This is a genomic window from Morganella morganii, assembly GCF_041099235.1.
Taxonomy (GTDB): Bacteria; Pseudomonadota; Gammaproteobacteria; order Enterobacterales; family Enterobacteriaceae; genus Morganella; species Morganella morganii_E.
Map to the genome: position 1 here is coordinate 82,083 of NZ_JBFZSO010000012.1, position 16,596 is coordinate 98,678.

At 51.5% G+C, this 16,596-nt stretch carries 12 protein-coding genes, 1 tRNA gene and 1 pseudogene; 7 read left to right on the forward strand and 7 right to left on the reverse strand.

Features of this window, described 5'->3' with window-relative positions; all coding sequences use genetic code 11:
• Positions 1-113: 113 nt before the first annotated feature.
• The 4 genes from AB7038_RS16255 to pepA all read right to left on the reverse strand — a co-directional run bounded on the left by AB7038_RS16255 (position 114) and on the right by pepA (position 5,784).
• Complete coding sequence (locus AB7038_RS16255) at positions 114-623, reverse strand: GNAT family N-acetyltransferase (protein ID WP_368889665.1); 510 nt, start codon at positions 621-623, stop codon at positions 114-116.
• A 189-nt stretch (positions 624-812) separates the two neighbouring features.
• Positions 813-3,668, reverse strand: a complete 2,856-nt coding sequence (locus tag AB7038_RS16260) for a valine--tRNA ligase (RefSeq protein ID WP_159081235.1) — start codon at positions 3,666-3,668, stop codon at positions 813-815.
• A 58-nt stretch (positions 3,669-3,726) separates the two neighbouring features.
• Entirely contained in the window at positions 3,727-4,176 is a 450-nt protein-coding gene (locus tag AB7038_RS16265; RefSeq protein ID WP_004234612.1) for a DNA polymerase III subunit chi, read from the reverse strand.
• 96 nt (positions 4,177-4,272) lie between these two features.
• Complete coding sequence (gene pepA / locus AB7038_RS16270) at positions 4,273-5,784, reverse strand: leucyl aminopeptidase (RefSeq protein ID WP_004234614.1); 1,512 nt, start codon at positions 5,782-5,784, stop codon at positions 4,273-4,275.
• A 283-nt stretch (positions 5,785-6,067) separates the two neighbouring features.
• Here pepA and lptF point away from each other — a divergent pair, with 283 nt between their 5' ends.
• Both lptF and lptG read left to right on the forward strand, forming a co-directional pair.
• Positions 6,068-7,171: an LPS export ABC transporter permease LptF gene (lptF, locus tag AB7038_RS16275; RefSeq protein ID WP_368889666.1), complete on the forward strand. Its 1,104-nt coding sequence runs from the start codon at positions 6,068-6,070 to the stop codon at positions 7,169-7,171.
• The gene (lptG, locus tag AB7038_RS16280) at positions 7,171-8,253 is read left to right on the forward strand and encodes an LPS export ABC transporter permease LptG (RefSeq protein WP_368889667.1); all 1,083 of its coding nucleotides are present in this window, start codon (positions 7,171-7,173) and stop codon (positions 8,251-8,253) included. Before lptF ends, lptG begins: the two co-directional genes overlap by 1 nt.
• Before the next feature lie 61 nt (positions 8,254-8,314).
• Here lptG and rtcR read toward each other — a convergent pair whose 3' ends face one another.
• On the reverse strand, positions 8,315-9,901 hold the full coding sequence (gene rtcR, locus AB7038_RS16285; protein WP_369453654.1) for an RNA repair transcriptional activator RtcR: 1,587 nt from the start codon (positions 9,899-9,901) through the stop codon (positions 8,315-8,317).
• A 195-nt stretch (positions 9,902-10,096) separates the two neighbouring features.
• Between rtcR and AB7038_RS16290 the strand changes: the two genes are divergently transcribed.
• Complete coding sequence (locus AB7038_RS16290; protein ID WP_369453655.1) at positions 10,097-11,323, forward strand: RtcB family protein; 1,227 nt, start codon at positions 10,097-10,099, stop codon at positions 11,321-11,323.
• A 3-nt stretch (positions 11,324-11,326) separates the two neighbouring features.
• Complete coding sequence (locus tag AB7038_RS16295; RefSeq protein ID WP_368889670.1) at positions 11,327-12,139, forward strand: nucleotidyltransferase domain-containing protein; 813 nt, start codon at positions 11,327-11,329, stop codon at positions 12,137-12,139.
• A 20-nt stretch (positions 12,140-12,159) separates the two neighbouring features.
• Here the strand turns inward: AB7038_RS16295 and ampH are convergent, their stop codons facing one another.
• On the reverse strand, positions 12,160-13,383 hold the full coding sequence (ampH, locus tag AB7038_RS16300) for a D-alanyl-D-alanine-carboxypeptidase/endopeptidase AmpH (protein WP_368889671.1): 1,224 nt from the start codon (positions 13,381-13,383) through the stop codon (positions 12,160-12,162).
• A 396-nt stretch (positions 13,384-13,779) separates the two neighbouring features.
• On the opposite strand from ampH, the gene AB7038_RS16305 reads away from it, so the two are divergent.
• The 3 genes and pseudogenes from AB7038_RS16305 to AB7038_RS16315 all read left to right on the forward strand — a co-directional run.
• Positions 13,780-13,864, forward strand: a tRNA-Leu gene (locus AB7038_RS16305).
• A gap of 317 nt (positions 13,865-14,181) precedes the next feature.
• Positions 14,182-15,435: a tyrosine-type recombinase/integrase gene (locus tag AB7038_RS16310; protein WP_205515475.1), complete on the forward strand. Its 1,254-nt coding sequence runs from the start codon at positions 14,182-14,184 to the stop codon at positions 15,433-15,435.
• Between the two features lie 27 nt (positions 15,436-15,462).
• Positions 15,463-15,630 (forward strand): annotated as a pseudogene (locus tag AB7038_RS16315) (integrase); the annotation flags it as partial.
• A gap of 207 nt (positions 15,631-15,837) precedes the next feature.
• On the opposite strand, the gene AB7038_RS16320 reads toward AB7038_RS16315, so the two are convergent.
• The coding region (locus AB7038_RS16320) for a S16 family serine protease (protein WP_369453656.1) at positions 15,838-16,596 on the reverse strand (759 nt) is incomplete at its 5' end.

Consider the following 16,596-nt stretch of genomic DNA (forward strand, 5'->3'; position numbering starts at 1 on the left):
TCCATCACATATGTAATGACTGTAAGAGAAACAGCGGAGAGAAACTATCAGAAAAGCGCCGGGAATTTTCACCGGAAAGGCGGATACCGGCCGGGATCCGGCCGGTCAGGGGATCAGGCAGTAAAGACTTTCAGCATCCGGACTTCACAGTCGCTGTGGCCGGTATCACCCAGCGGGGCATCAAGGAAGATAAACCCGAGCTTTTCATACAGCGTAATGGCGGCCTGAAGATCTGCGGTGGTTTCCAGGTAGCACTGGCAGTAACCTTCCGCTTCGGCAAATTCGAGCGCCTGAAGGGCGATTTTTTTCGCCAGACCTTTGCCGCGCAGGCGGGAAGAGATATACATTTTCTGTAATTCCGCCGTTTTCCCGTCACCACCGGCCAGGCCGGAAACACCGCCGCCGCCGAGGATCTCCCCATCCATCTCAATGACCCAGTAGGCGGCACGCGGCTGGCTGTAAACCTCATATAACGAGTCGAGAATCGGGTCAGCGACCGCAAAGCCTTTGTCTGCGGTCAGGCCGTGTTCGGCAGAGACCTCACGGATAACCTGTGCGATGCCGGGGTTATCTTCCGGGCGGATCAGACGGAGGGTGTAGTTTTCTGTTGTGCTGCTTGTCATGGATATCATTATCTCATTATTTTTATTGTGAAAAGTAAAGCCGGGGATAAACCTGGGGAGCGATTACTGTGGATATCGTATGAAACGATAAATATTATAATAAATAATTATCACGCAAAGTAAACAGACGAAATAAGGGATAAAAAAAAACCAGCCCGGAGGCTGGTTTTATCACTCATAAGGTCAGGATCACAATGCAGCGATCGTCGCTTTCTGAGCAATCAGTTTTTCTTTCGCTTCACGGTTTGCCGCAAGACGCTCGCGCTCTTTGGCCACCACTGCTTCCGGTGCACGGCTGACAAAGCCGTCATTCGCCAGTTTGCCTTCGATAGCCGCGATCTCTTTCTCCGTTTTTTCCAGCTCTTTATCCAGACGCGCCAGTTCGTCGTCTTTATTGATAAGATCAGCCATCGGGATCAGGATTTCTGCGCCTTCCACCAGCTTGGTAACGCAAACCGGTGCGGTTTCGCCTTCGGCCATCACACGGACGGATTCCAGACGCGCCATCGCTTTCAGGAAGTTGCTGTTTTCCGCAACACGGCGTTGTGCATCAGCACTTGCCCCGCGCAGCATCACTTCCAGCGGCTTGCTTGGTGCGATATTCATTTCAGCACGAATATTACGTACCGCAACGATTGTCTCTTTGATCCACTCCAGGTCACGCAGTGCCTGCTCGTCGTTCAGAGAAGCATCATATTCCGGGAACGGCTGCAGCATGATGGTATCGCCTTCCGCACCGGTAACCACTTTCACGCGCTGCCAGATAGTTTCCGTGATAAACGGAATAATCGGGTGGGCGAGACGCAGCAGGGATTCCAGCACGGTGATCAGGGTATGACGCGCCGCACGTTTCTGTGCATCGGTGCCTTTATGAACGGCCGGTTTGGACAGCTCCAGATACCAGTCACAGAACTGGTTCCAGGTGAATTCATACAGAATATTGGATGCAATATCAAAGCGGTAAGTATCCAGCGCTTCGCGGTATGCTTTCACCGTATTGTTGTATTCTGCCAGGATCCAGCGGTCGGCCAGGGAAAATTCCATCTCGCCGCCGTTCTGACCGCAGTCTTTCTCTTCGGTATTCATCAGCACGAAACGGCTGGCGTTCCACAGCTTGTTACAGAAGTTACGGTAACCGGACAGACGTTTCATATCCCAGTTGATATCACGGCCGGTAGAGGCCAGCGCTGCCAGAGTAAAGCGCAGGGCATCTGTACCGTGGGCTTCGATGCCTTCCGGGAACTGTTTTTCAGTCCGCTTGGCGATTTTTTCCGCCATCTGCGGCTGCATCATGTTACCGGTGCGTTTTTCCAGCAGTTCAGGCAGAGAGATACCGTCGATCATATCCAGCGGGTCAATGACGTTCCCTTTGGATTTCGACATCTTCTGACCTTCCTCATCACGGATCAGGCCCGTCATGTAGATGGTTTTGAACGGGATCTGCGATTTGCCGTTTTCATCTTTGATGAAGTGCATGGTCATCATGATCATGCGGGCGATCCAGAAGAAAATGATGTCGAAGCCACTGACCAGTACGCTGGTCGGGTGGAATGCTTTCAGTTCCGGGGTGTTTTCCGGCCAGCCCAGGGTGGAGAATGTCCACAGACCGGAGGAGAACCAGGTATCCAGCACGTCTTCGTCCTGGCGCAGTTCAACCATGGCCGGGATGTTGTTCTCACGGCGGACTTCGTCTTCGTCGCGGCCGACATACACGTTGCCCTGATTGTCATACCAGGCCGGGATACGGTGACCCCACCACAGCTGACGGGAGATACACCAGTCCTGAATATCACGCATCCAGGAGAAGTACATGTTTTCGTACTGCTTCGGCACGAACTGAATATCGCCGTCTTCCACCGCTTTGATGGCTTCTTTCGCCAGCGGAGCCGTGCGGACATACCACTGGTCGGTCAGCATCGGTTCGATAACCACGCCGCCGCGATCGCCGTAAGGTACGGTCAGGTCGTGCGGTTTGATCTCTTCCAGCAGGCCGAGCTCTTCAAACTCTTTAACGATCGCTTTACGGGCGGCAAAACGCTCCATGCCACGGTAAGCGGCCGGGATTTCACTGCTGCAGGCGTCAGTCACTTCGCCGTTGGTATCAAAGACTTCCGCTTCAGTGCGGATGTTGCCGTCGAAGTCCATGATGTTAATCATGGTCAGCTGGTGGCGTTTACCGACTTCATAGTCGTTGAAGTCATGTGCCGGGGTGATTTTCACACAACCGGTGCCTTTTTCCATATCCGCGTGTTCATCACCGAGGATCGGAATGCGGCGGTTGACGATCGGCAGAATGATTTCTTTGCCGATCAGATCTTTGTAACGCGGATCTTCCGGGTTAACGGCCACGCCGGTATCACCGAGCATGGTTTCCGGACGCGTGGTGGCGACGACCAGGTAATCTTTGCCGTCAGCGGTTTTCGCGCCGTCCGCCAGCGGATAACGGATATGCCACATGAAGCCTTTGACATCACGGTTTTCCACTTCCAGGTCAGAAATTGCGGTGTGCAGTTTCGGATCCCAGTTCACCAGACGTTTACCACGGTAAATCAGGTTATCTTTATACAGGCGGACAAACGCCTCTTTTACCGCAGCTGACAGGCCGTCGTCCATGGTGAAGCGCTCGCGCTCCCAGTCCACGGAGTTACCCAGACGGCGCATCTGGTTGGAGATATTACCGCCGGATTCCGCTTTCCATTCCCAGATTTTATCGATAAAGCCTTCGCGGCCGTAATCATGACGGGTTTTGCCTTCTTCTGCGGCGATTTTGCGCTCAACAACCATCTGCGTCGCGATACCGGCGTGGTCAGTCCCTGACTGCCACAGGGTGTTTTTACCCTGCATACGCTGGTAGCGGATCATGGTATCCATAATGGTCTGCTGGAAAGCATGGCCCATATGCAGGTTACCGGTGACGTTTGGCGGCGGGATCACGATACAGAAGCTTTCTTTGTCTGTTCTGCCGTTTGGTTTGAAATAGCCGCTTTTTTCCCAGTGGGTATAAAGAGGACCTTCGATTTCCGCCGGATTATAGGTTTTATCCAGGGACGGCTCGCAGGCCTGTTGGTTGTCGGTTGTCTTTTCCATTTTTAATCTTTGTTTATCAGTAAGCTGGCGGCGTGGCCATGGTCATCGTAAAGCCGACGCTGCGATAGATTTTATATCGCTCGCGCGCCAACTGTTTTAAGTGTTCATCGATAGGCACAAAGTCTATCACTTCACGGAAGGTTGTCGCAAAATCTGTGAACTGCGGCAGCAGGGCTATCAGCAAATCCCGCGGGGAATTTCCGCGTTTCTGCGGCCAGCACAGTTCAACCGGTGCGCCGTAACGCGGGCCTTCTCCGGCCAGATTATGCGGAACAAAGGCATCGGGCTCCCGCGCCCAGAGGGCTTCGTCCAGTTTTTCCGCCTGCTGTTGTGACTCACAGGCGATAAGCACCCGTTTCCCGCTGCGCCAGGCTTCACCCGCCAGATGACAGGTCAGCCACTCGTGGGCCTCAAGGTCATCAAAAGGGGATGGCTGTTCCATCAGGTAGAAGGTGGCGTTTTTCATAATATCTCTGATAGCAGAAAAGGGGATTGCTCAGGATAGCACAATCCCCCGTTACCTTTATGCTTTTTCCGGGCCGCAAAGGCCCGGCAATTCCGGTCAGTCGTCGGTGCTGATACCCGCACGATTTAACAGGAATTGTGACAGCAGTGCAACCGGACGGCCTGTCGCACCTTTGTTTTTTCCGGAGCGCCATGCGGTTCCGGCGATATCCAGATGCGCCCAGTTATAACGGGTGGCAAAACGGGACAGGAAGCAGCCCGCGGTGATAGCGCCGCCGAGACGGCCACCGGTGTTTGCCAGATCCGCAAAATTGGACTCGATCTGCTCGTAGAACTCTTCTGCCAGCGGCAGACGCCATGCGCGGTCACCCGCCTGTTCAGAGGCATTCAGTAACTCGTGTGCCAGCGGATTGTGGTTTGCCATCAGGCCGCTGAAGTGGTTACCGAGTGCGACCATGCAGGCACCGGTCAGTGTGGCGATGTCGATCACGGTTTCCGGATCAAAACGCTCGGCGTAGGTCAGGGTGTCACACAGTACCAGGCGGCCTTCCGCATCGGTATTGAGCACTTCCACCGTCTGACCGGACATGGTGGTGAGGATATCCCCCGGACGATAGGCATTGCCGCCCGGCATATTTTCACAGCCCGCGAGAATCCCGATCACATTGAGTGGTAAACCCAGCTCAGCGACCACACGCATCACACCGTAGACGGTTGCCGCGCCGCACATGTCGTATTTCATCTCATCCATGCTGTCAGCCGGTTTGATGGAAATACCACCGGAGTCAAAGGTCAGGCCTTTGCCGACTAACACGATCGGACGCGCTTCCGGATCCGGATTACCTTTATATTCAATCACCGACATCAGGGATTCATTGCGTGACCCCTGGCCGACGGCCAGATACGCCAGCATCCCCAGCTCTTTCATCTGCTCTTCGCCGATCACACGGGTACTGAGCACCGGAGAGTTGCTGTCTGCCAGCTGACGCGCCTGAGATGCCAGATAAGCGGCATTACAGATGTTCGGCGGCATATTGGCCAGATCTTTTGCGGCTTTGATACCGGCGGCAATCGCCAGACCGTGGCTGATTGCTTTCTCACCGGTCGGCAGTTCGCGGCGGGTCGGTACATTGAAGACCAGCTTGCGCAGCGGACGGCGTAATTCGGTTTTGTTACTCTTCAGCTGATCAAAGACATAGAGAGATTCTTTGGCTGTTTCAACCGCCTGCCGGACTTTCCAGTAGTTATTGCGGCCTTTGACATGTAATTCGGTCAGAAAACAGACGGCTTCCATTGACCCGGTTTCATTCAGGGTATTGATGGTCGTCCGGATAATTTGTTTGTACTGGCGTTCATCCAGTTCACGTTCTTTCCCGCAGCCGATTAACAGGATACGCTCGGACAGGACATTCGGGACATGGTGCAGAAGCAGTGACTGCCCGACCTTGCCCTCCAGCTCGCCGCGGCGCAGCAGAGCACTGATGTATCCGTCGCTGATTTTATCGAGCTGCTCCACCACAGGAGACAGACGACGCGGTTCGAAAACCCCGACCACAATACAAGCACTGCGCTGCTTTTCCGGGCTGCCGCTTTTTACACTAAACTCCATGCGCTCTCCTGAATCTTAAAGACAAAGACAACTGCTGCCGCTAAAATGTAGCGTTCGCACTAATCTGCACCATCGATTATAAACAGTTTATGATAAGCTGTGTGCGCACTTTATGAGTCCTGAATCTCATGAAAATTCCGTTTCTTTCCTGACAGGAAGGAAAAAGCGTAGTCTGATACCGGAATCATCCTCAGGCCGGCAAAATAATGCACACAAATAGTCAACACAGAACGAAGTTAGCTATTTTCATGCAAAAACACAAGTTTTCACAGGCGTATTAAGCGTGATCATTATTAGATATCTGGTAAGAGAAACATTAAAAGCACAGATTGCGATTCTGTTTATCCTGTTGCTTATCTTCTTTTGTCAAAAACTGGTTGAAGTCCTGGGTGCCGCCGTTGAAGGCAGCATCCCGGCCGGACTCGTCGTGTCACTGCTGGGGCTGGGTATCCCGGAGATGGCGCAGCTCATTCTGCCGCTGAGTCTCTTCCTCGGGCTGCTGATGACCTACAGTAAACTCTATACTGAAAGCGAAATCACCGTGATGCATGCCTGTGGTCTGGGTAACAGTGTGCTGGTGAAATCCGCCATGATTCTGGCGTTCTTTACCGCCATCGTGGCGGCTGTTAACGTGGTCTGGCTGATACCGTGGTCATCCCAGTATCAGGAAAAGGTCCTGGAGGAAGTCAGAGCTAACCCGGGCGTGACCGCGATGGTCGGCGGGCAGTTTAAAGTCTCTGATGACGGCAGTATGGTGCTCTATCTCGGGGATGTTGACGGTAATAAGTTCAGTAATGTCTTTATTGCCCAGCTCTGGGCGAGAAACGAACAGCGTCCGTCCATTGTGGTGGCGGACGGCGGTCATATGACCGAAAAAGAGAACGGTAATCAGGTGGTGGTGCTGGATAAAGGCACCCGTTATGAGGGGACCGCGTATCTGCGTGATTTCCGGATCACGGATTTTACCGATTATCAGGCAATTGTTGATCACCGTGATGCAAAAACCGGTGACAGTAACTACCAGCAGATGACCTTGTCTGAACTGTGGAAAGAGACAGACAAAGCAGCCCGCGCGGAATTCCACTGGCGTCTGACTCTGATCTTCTCTGTGGTGGTGATGGCGCTGATGGTAGTTCCGCTCTCCGAGGTAAACCCGCGTCAGGGGCGTGTACTGAGTATGCTGCCGGCGATGCTGCTGTATCTGATTTTCTTCCTGCTGCAAAGCTCGCTGCGCTCAAGCGGCGAGAAGGGCAAGCTGGATCCGATGGTCTGGCCGTGGGTGGTTAATCTCAGTTATCTGGTTCTGGCGGTGGTGCTGAATCTGTGGAATACCACAGCCGTCCGCCGTCTGCGCTTTGGCTCTGCCCGTGTTCAGGGGGTTGCCTGATGTTTAAAGTACTTGTTCTTGACCGCTACATCGGGCGGACGATTCTGCAATCCATCATGATGACCCTGTTTATGCTGGTGTCATTATCAGGGATTATCAAATTTGTCGATCAGCTGCGCAGAGTCGGCCAGGGGGAATATTCCACCTGGGATGCAGGGCTGTATACCATCATGAGTATCCCCAAGGATATTCAGATTTTCTTCCCGATGGCAGCACTGCTCGGGGCACTGATGGGACTGGGCGCGCTGGCGACCCGCAGTGAGCTGGTGGTGATGCAGGCTTCCGGCTACAGTCGTCTCCAGGTGGCGGGTTCGGTGATGAAAACCGCTATCCCGCTGGTGATCCTGACCATGATTGTCGGCGAATGGCTCGCGCCGTCCGGTGAACAGTGGGCACGTAATTATCGTGCACAGAAAACAAGCGGCGCGTCTCTGCTGGCAACCAACCGTGGTATGTGGGCTAAAGACGGCAGCGACTTTATCTATATTCAGCGCGTTGACAGCGAAACCCAGCTCAAGGGCATCACGCTGTACCGGATGAACGACGACCACAAACTGAAATCCATCCTCAGTGCGGCGGCGGCGGATTACAATTCGGATTCCGATACCTGGACACTGAGTCAGGTGCAGGAGTCCATTCTGCAGGATACCTATGTGATTGCCGGTGAGCAGAAACTGTCAATGACCTGGCAGACGAAGATGACTCCGGAAAAACTGAGTGTGGCGGCACTGGACCCGGAAGCATTGTCGATAAGCGGGCTGTATCAGTATGTTAATTATTTACAGCAGAGCGGGCAGGACGCGGGGCGTTATCAGCTGAACCTGTGGAAAAAAGTGTTCGCGCCGCTTTCCGTGGCAGTCATGATGCTGATGGCTCTGTCATTTATCTTCGGACCGCTGCGCTCCGTACCGATGGGCGTAAGGGTTGTGACGGGGATTGCCTGCGGATTCGTGTTCTACGTTTCCAATGAGATTTTCGGTTCTCTCAGCCTGACCTACAAGTTCCCGCCGCTGCTGGGCGCACTGCTGCCGAGCCTGCTGTTCCTGGCGATCAGTTTATATATGCTGATCAAACGTAAGTAACCAACAGCTACGGATATCGGTATACAGAGCCGGTCAGTGTATGCTGACCGGCTCTGTCATTTCAGCGGCCGGTAATCTGTTCCCAGCTGAGATTAAAGCGGGCCAGATACTTCCGCAGCCGGTCGGCATCATTGGGCTGTTTCTTCTGCTGACGGGAAACGGCAAACAGTGTGCGTCCGGCATCAGAAAGTGTCTGTGAACGGCGGCAGACGGCAATCACCGTTTCCAGCTGCTGACGATCAAATAAATCAATTTCACCCACCCCGGCTGGCAACGTCACCACTGTTTCCGCGCTGTGCCACTGGCTCTTCAGCCGTTCGGTTTCTTCCTGCACTAGTGCGGTGGTGATCCGCCCGTTTTCCGCAAAGGTTGCCATCCGCGTGACAGAGGCACTCAGTTCACGGAAGTTACCGCGCCACAAAGCCGGTGGTGAGCAGGCAAAAGCGAGATAGTGTTGCCTGGCATCGGTATCAAACCGGACACGGGTCTGCTGATCACGGCTGTATTTCGCCAGTTCATAATCCACGTTCGGTTCAATATCCTCGCGCCGCTGTGCCAGCCCCGGCAGGGCAAAGGTCCACATATTGATACGGGCGTATAAATCCTCACGGAACAGCCCTTCGCTGACCCGCTGTGCCAGATTGCGGTGTGTACCGGCGATCAGGGAAAAATCACTTTCTGTTTCATGATCCGAGCCGTAAGGGAAAAAACGTTTTTCCTCAATGGCTTTCAGCAGCATCGCCTGTTCATCGGCACCCAGTTCGGCAATCTCATCCAGAAATAAAATCCCGCCGTCGGCCTCTTTCAGCAGTCCGCCGCGCGCCTGAATCGCCCCGGTAAATGCCCCTTTCACATGGCCGAACAAGGCGGACATGGCATTATCACCGCGCAGTGTGGCGCAGTTGACCTCCACAAAACGCCCTTTTACCTGATGGCGGCTGCGGCGCAGTTCATAAATCCGCCGTGCCAGGAATGATTTCCCGGCACCGGTCGGCCCGGTCAGCAGAACAGGGGCGGAGGAGCGCAGAGCAACACGCTCTATTTTATCGATCATGGTATTAAACCCGGCATTGCGCGTGGCAATACCGGACTTCAGAAACGCGACCTGTGCCTGCTGCTCTTTCTGAAAACGTCCGGTGATCTGTGTATAGCGGCTGAGATCGAGGTCAATAATGGTATACACCCCGGCAGGATCTTTATCCCGTGCGTCATGGCGCGGTGCAGTCTGGATAAGACGAGCAGGCAGATAGCTGGCTTCGGTCAGCAGGAACCAGCAAATCTGCACCACATGGGTGCCGGTGGTGATATGCACCAGATACTCTTCATTTTCAGTATCAAACGGGTAGTGAGTGGCAAAGTCCAGCAACGCGGTGTATACCTGCTCAAAATCCCACGGATCGGCAATATCCACCTCACGCAGCATCACTTCAGTCAGCGGGGATGCCTGCTCTATATCCTCTTTTACCCGGCCTGCGGTCTGCATATCACCCGGCTGATAAACCAGCTCAAAGCGGTCAATATGCAGATCCGGCTGCTGACACAGCCCGATGCTCGGCCGCCATTTATGCCAGCGGTTGGCTTTCTTGCCGCGCCGGTCGAGCACCGTGCCGAGAACACCAATCACAACTTTTTTCTTTGCGGATGACATAATTTATCTTTCCGGATAAAAGACGATATTAAAAGATAAAAACAGCATACGGGATTTCAGGGAAGGATGTTATCTCAAAAATAGATATAGTTAATTATTCGTTATATATCAATTATATAAATAAATGTTTTCTGATTAAATAAAACTGGCACACTTATCGCAATACTACCGGTACCAAACGAAAGGAATGTAAAAATGATAAATCGTGATTTTAATGAACTGATTCAGGAAAACAGTGCGCCGGTAAAATTGTGGACAAACGGCGTGCCGGTTGATCCGAAAGCGGTGCTGCAATTGCAGAATACGGCAAAAATGCCCTTTATTTTTAAACACCTGGCGGTAATGCCGGATGTGCATGTCGGTAAGGGATCGACGATCGGCAGTGTTATCCCGACCAAAGGCGCGATAATCCCGGCCGCCGTCGGGGTGGATATCGGCTGCGGAATGATTGCGGTCAAAACCTCGCTGACTGCGTCTGATCTGCCGGACAGCCTGCAAAATATCCGCTTTGCCATTGAAGCAGCCGTGCCGCACGGACGAACTACCGAACGTCACGGGCGGGATAAGGGAACCTGGAAAAATGTCCCGGATATTGTTGATAACCACTGGATGCAGTTGGATGAGCAGTTCCGCCGTATCTGCGATAAGTACCCGAAACTGCGTAATACCAACAACTACAAACATCTGGGAACGCTGGGAACGGGGAACCACTTTATCGAATTGTGTCTGGATGACGCGGATTTTGTCTGGGTGATGCTGCACAGCGGGTCACGCGGTGTCGGTAATGCCATCGGCAACCTGTTTATCTCGCTGGCACAAAAAGATATGCAGACCCACATTGCCAATCTGCCGGATCGCGACCTGGCGTATTTCGAAGAGGGAAGTGTGCATTTTAACGATTACATGGAAGCGGTCGGCTGGGCGCAGGATTTTGCCCGTCATAACCGTGAAGTGATGATGCACCGTGTGGTGGAAGCGCTGTCCCGTGAGATCACCAAACCGTTCACCACACAGCAGGAAGCCGTGAACTGCCACCATAACTATGTGCAGAAAGAACAGCATTTTGGTGAGGAAGTGCTGGTAACACGAAAAGGGGCGGTATCAGCGCAAAAAGGGCAGATGGGGATCATCCCGGGCTCCATGGGTGCGAAAAGCTACATTGTGCGCGGACGCGGAAACGAAGAAAGCTTCTGCTCGTGCAGCCACGGCGCAGGCCGTGTGATGAGCCGTACCGAGGCGAAAAAACGCTTCTCAGTAGCAGACCAGCAGCGCGCCACCGCCCATGTGGAGTGCCGTAAGGACAGCGATGTGATCGACGAGATCCCGATGGCGTACAAAGATATCGATGCGGTGATGACCGCGCAGTCATCGCTGGTGGAAATTGTGCATACACTGCGTCAGGTGGTGTGTGTGAAGGGGTAGAAAATGACAGAAAAATATGACGGAGCCGTCTCCGCTGCCATGCGGGAACGGATAAAAGAGACACTGTCGCAGATTGAAAAAACACACCGCGTAAAAGTGCTCTATGCCTGTGAATCCGGCAGTCGCGGGTGGGGTTTTGCCTCTCCCGACAGTGATTATGATGTGCGGTTTATCTATGTGCATCAGCCGGACTGGTATCTCGCTCTCGACAAAAAGCGGGATGTGATTGAAAAACCGATCGATGATGAGCTGGATGTGGCCGGCTGGGAGTTATCCAAGGCACTGAGATTGCTGAGAAACTCCAACCCGGCGCTGATTGAGTGGCTGAGTTCGCCGGTGGTGTATTATCAGGATGAAGAATTCACCAGGGAAATAAAAGCGCTTGCAGAGCAGTTTTATTCTGTGCGCAAGGCACGCTATCACTACCTGTCGATGGCAAAACGCAACACGCAGGAGCATTTGCTGGCAGAGCAGATCAGGCTGAAAAAATACTTTTATGTTCTGAGGCCGGTGATGGCGCTGCGCTGGATAGCGGCCGGGAAAGGTCTGCCGCCGATGGCATTTGACGCGCTGGTGGCGGGTACGATAACCGATACGGATGTGCTGGCAGAGGTGAAGGAATTACTGATACTGAAAACGTCGTCCGGTGAAAGCCACTATGGAGTGCGGCGCCCGGCGGTTGACCGGCTGATTCAGGATGTACTGAATGAGGCTGAGAACCCGTTACCGGAAGCGCCGTATTATCACGACAGCCGGTTACTGGATCGGTTTCTGATGAAAACCGTTATTGCATATACAGAACATGCCCGCGCCTGATGCGGGCATGCTCTTATGTATCACAGGTAATTACGGGTATGCAGATCTGCCAGGGAGCGGACCAGGTCATTGACACCATTCGGTAACGGACTGAATTTACTGCCGTCTTTGCGGGTCATCACCACGAACACACCGATATTTTTCTCCGGTATCATCGCCATATAGGTATTAAACCCGCCGCCGCCGCCGGTTTTCTGATAAATCGCAGGGATTTCCCCGACCGGTGCCAGATACACCCAGCCGAGACCCAGACCGTCGGCCTCACCGGCAACATCCATCCCTTTGATCTCATTAAGATGGCCACGTTTAAAATAGATAGTCTGCTCTTTGGTGGCGGTCGCTTTGCGCTGCGTGTTGCCGGAAGAGAGGAAGCGCTGCATCCACTTCTGCATATCCGCCGGGGTGGAATACACACCGCCGCTGCCGATAGCCGCCAGCGTGCTGTAACAATCACTCGGTTTGAACCCGACCATCAGCCGCTTACACTGCGCGGCAGACGGATTATAGGTCGTATCTTTCATACCCGCCGGTTGTGTCACATAATGGCGGAACAGCTCGGTATACGGACGATTCCCGGCTTTTTCCAGGGCATCTGCCAGTAAATCATAGGCCAGATTGGAATACGCGGCTTCCGTTCCCGGCTGGGCCGTCAGTTTGGCGGTTTTCAGCCAGGTCCAGCGCTGATCGCGGCTCGGCCAGGTAAACACCGGACGACCCCACTTTCCGCCGGGCTGCTCACGCGGCAGAATACTGGTATGACTCGCCAGGTGGAACAGGCGGATCGGCTTGCCGTTATAAGACGGCACGGAAGACTGCTTATAACTGTATTTCTGCAGCGGATCATTGAGATTGACCAGACCATCATCCGCCATCTTCACCATCACTTCACTGGTCATCAGCTTACTGACGGACGCAATACGGATCAGTGAATCCGTCCGTGGCTTAATACCATTTCCGGGACGGGTCTCGCCGTAGCTGCGGTGAAACACTTCATTATTATCAATCACCACCATAAACATACCGCGGGCATCGGTTTCGGAGAAAATCTTCTCACCAACCTCATCGACCAGCTGCGGTGCCAGCTTCAGCGCTTCCGGATTGCTTTCAACAATAGACCAGTCAAGCGGCGGACGTTCGGCAGGCGCTGTACTGTGTTTCTCCGGCTGCGAAGAACAGGCGGACAGCGCAATCGCCAGCAGCGATAGCGGCATCAGGCGTACAATATGACGGTGTAATTTACTCATGATAATTCAACAGCCTTCCATGCAGACACAGGGATATGACACTGTAAGTCAGTTATTTTTTGAAGATACGTAACAGGATACCAATGACGATACCAATAAAAATACCTGTCGCAACCCATCCGGCAAAGCCCATACCCACCTCACATTTATCGGGAACCGGAGAGGATTATATAAGCAATTGTATTGATGTCTATTCATCCGGGGCACAATCGCGGCAAATAAAAAAATATTATTATTCAGTGCGGAAATAAAGCAGAACCCTCCGGGCACCGCACAAATCCCGCATCCTGCTGAAACGCCGTCTTTTTAACCACTCAGCAAACCGCCTCAGTGATAGTTGTTGCACCACAGAGTGCCGCAAGTATAATAACGACGTTTTCCAGAACACACTTCTGTGCCGGAGTGGCGGAATTGGTAGACGCAGTTGATTCAAAATCAACCGCCCACGGGCGTGCCGGTTCGATTCCGGCCTTCGGCACCATAAGAACATCAATGGACGTCAACAGACGTCTTTTTTTGTGCCTGAAATCCAGTATCCGCAAGGCTTTCCCCGCGTTTTCAGTCAATGCATGTCAATCTAACTCAACCCACATCAACCTCCGAGTGAGTATACATCTGAGTATATACATCGCTTCGATAATGAATGTATACTCATTTTACCTTGAATTATCGATGTTAGAGCAATGCAGGCGCAGCCTGTGGCGTAGGCACATAACTGACTATGTAACTCGAAATCATCAACAGTAATCTGAGATATCTCATTTATATACTCACTTTGGGGTGAAGAGGACAAAGAATATGGCATTAACCGATACGAAAGTTCGTGCAGCTAAACCAGACGAAAAAGCTTATACGCTGACAGACAGTGATGGCTTGTTTCTCTATGTTCACCCTAATGGCTCCAAATATTGGCGTTTTCGTTTTCGCTTTGGCGGCAAACAACATTTGATGGCGTTTGGTGTGTACCCTGAGATCTCTTTAGCGGATGCAAGAGAAAGAAGGGATGCCGCTAGAAAGCAAGTTGCTTTAGGTATCGACCCACGCGAACTCAAGAAAGAATTAAAGGAAGAACAGCAAAAGGAATTTAACACCTTTGAGAAAGTCGCTCGTGATTGGCACGCGACCAATAAAAAGTGGTCAGAAGGCCATAGCCATAGAGTCCTCAAAAGCCTTGAGGACAATATCTTTTCTACTATTGGTAAACGCAATATTGCCGAACTGAAAACTCGCGATCTCCTCGAACCGATTAAAGCCGTAGAGATGTCTGGACGTCTTGAGGTAGCGGCTCGTTTACAGCAACGTGTGACAGCGATTATGCGGTATGCAGTACAAAGCGGATTAATTGACTATAACCCTGCACAGGATATGGCTGGAGCTATATCAGCCGGAAAGCGTATACATCGCCCAGCCCTTGAACTTAATAGGTTGCCAGAGTTTTTGCAAAGGATAGAAAATTACTCTGGCAGACTGTTGACTAAACTGGCCGTTAAACTGACGTTGTTAGTTTTTATCCGCTCCAGTGAACTTCGTTTTGCAAGATGGGAAGAAGTTGATTTCACTAATGCGATGTGGACGATCCCGTCAGAACGGCAACCAATTGAAGGTGTTAAATTTTCTTATCGCGGATCTAAAATGCGTACTCCTCATTTGGTTCCACTGAGTGAACAAGCTATAAATATATTAAAGCAGATCCAACAGTTAAGTGGCGATCATGAATTAATTTTTATCGGTGACCATAATCCCCGAAAGCCAATGAGTGAAAACACGGTTAATAATGCACTACGTGCTATGGGTTATGACACAAAAACTGAAGTTTGTGGGCATGGTTTCAGGACAATGGCATGCAGTTCATTGATCGAATCAGGCATATGGTCAAAAGATGCAGTGGAGAGGCAGATGAGCCATCAGGAACGAAATTCTGTTCGTGCTGCTTACATTCATAAAGCAGAACATCTGGAAGAAAGACGATTGATGGTGCAATGGTGGGCTGATTATTTAGATGTAAACAGGGAAAAATGGATATCACCATTCAATTATAGGAAGCGCGGTTAAGTATGAAATTGAGCAGAGTTGAGCCTAGCGTGGATTGAAACTCAGTTTGCGTATATTGACAAGAATGCGATCCGTGGCACGTATAATCATGCTCAGTATATGGAAGGGCGTAGGGAAATGATGCAGTGGTATGCGGATTACATGGATGAATTGGAGGGGAGTTTGGATAATGTTGTTAATGTGAATTTTAAGTAATATTTAATAGCCATCTTTACGTTCGGGCGTAAAGATGGCTATTGTGATGTGCTTTATTTTTTATACTATAAAATATATACGCAGTATGAATTAAGATCTCTGAAAATGAATGCTACTTTTTGTTGGGATACTTACATCACCTGCAATGCTCATTTAAAGAAATGAGCCTTGGTAAACATACCTGTAATTACTCCATAAAATGGTGCATCATATGACAACACCAAGCGCCTTAAACACGGCATCGACGGGGTCTGCATAAAAGCTGATCTGGAATTTTGAGAACAACTCAGCGGGAACTGTTGGAATATCTGAGGCTGAGGCCATTGGGAGCAAAATACGCTTTGCGCCACTGTCCATAGCTAACTGAAGACTGCCAGCAAGATCTTGAACAGGATTGACGACACCACCTAAAGTCATCTCACCCAGTACAACCATCTGCTCTTGAATCGGTCGGTTCATCAGAATTGAACAGAACGCAATCAATGCAGCGAGCGATGACTTGGTACTTGGCCCTGTATTGTGAAGCTCAACAACATGGAGGTGATATTCATGATTAGAAAACTTCGCCGACGCACTGATTCTATTCAGGTTACCTTTGAAATAATCAAAGCCAACACGCACAGCTTCTTTCGCTGCGGTATTCGAACCAAGGCCAGACACTGAGTGTTTACCAGAACCAGCCATCATCTGGGTTTCATAGCGATATAACCCAAGCTGCCCAGTACTTCCCTGAGTAACCAAGTGCACAACACCAGCGCGAGGTAAGCCCTCAGGAATTAGTTTGCTGCCACCTTGTTCCGGAACATTGACGAAGAATTCTTCTAATGAATCGTTATCGATGTAGCTAAAGTGCACATCAAAAAATTCCATTCCGCCAAGCTTTTTCAATTTGTAGTGGTCAACTAAAATTGGCCACGGTTTTAGAGTTTTTCCGGTATTGGTTTTCTGATTCGTTTGGTGGTAATC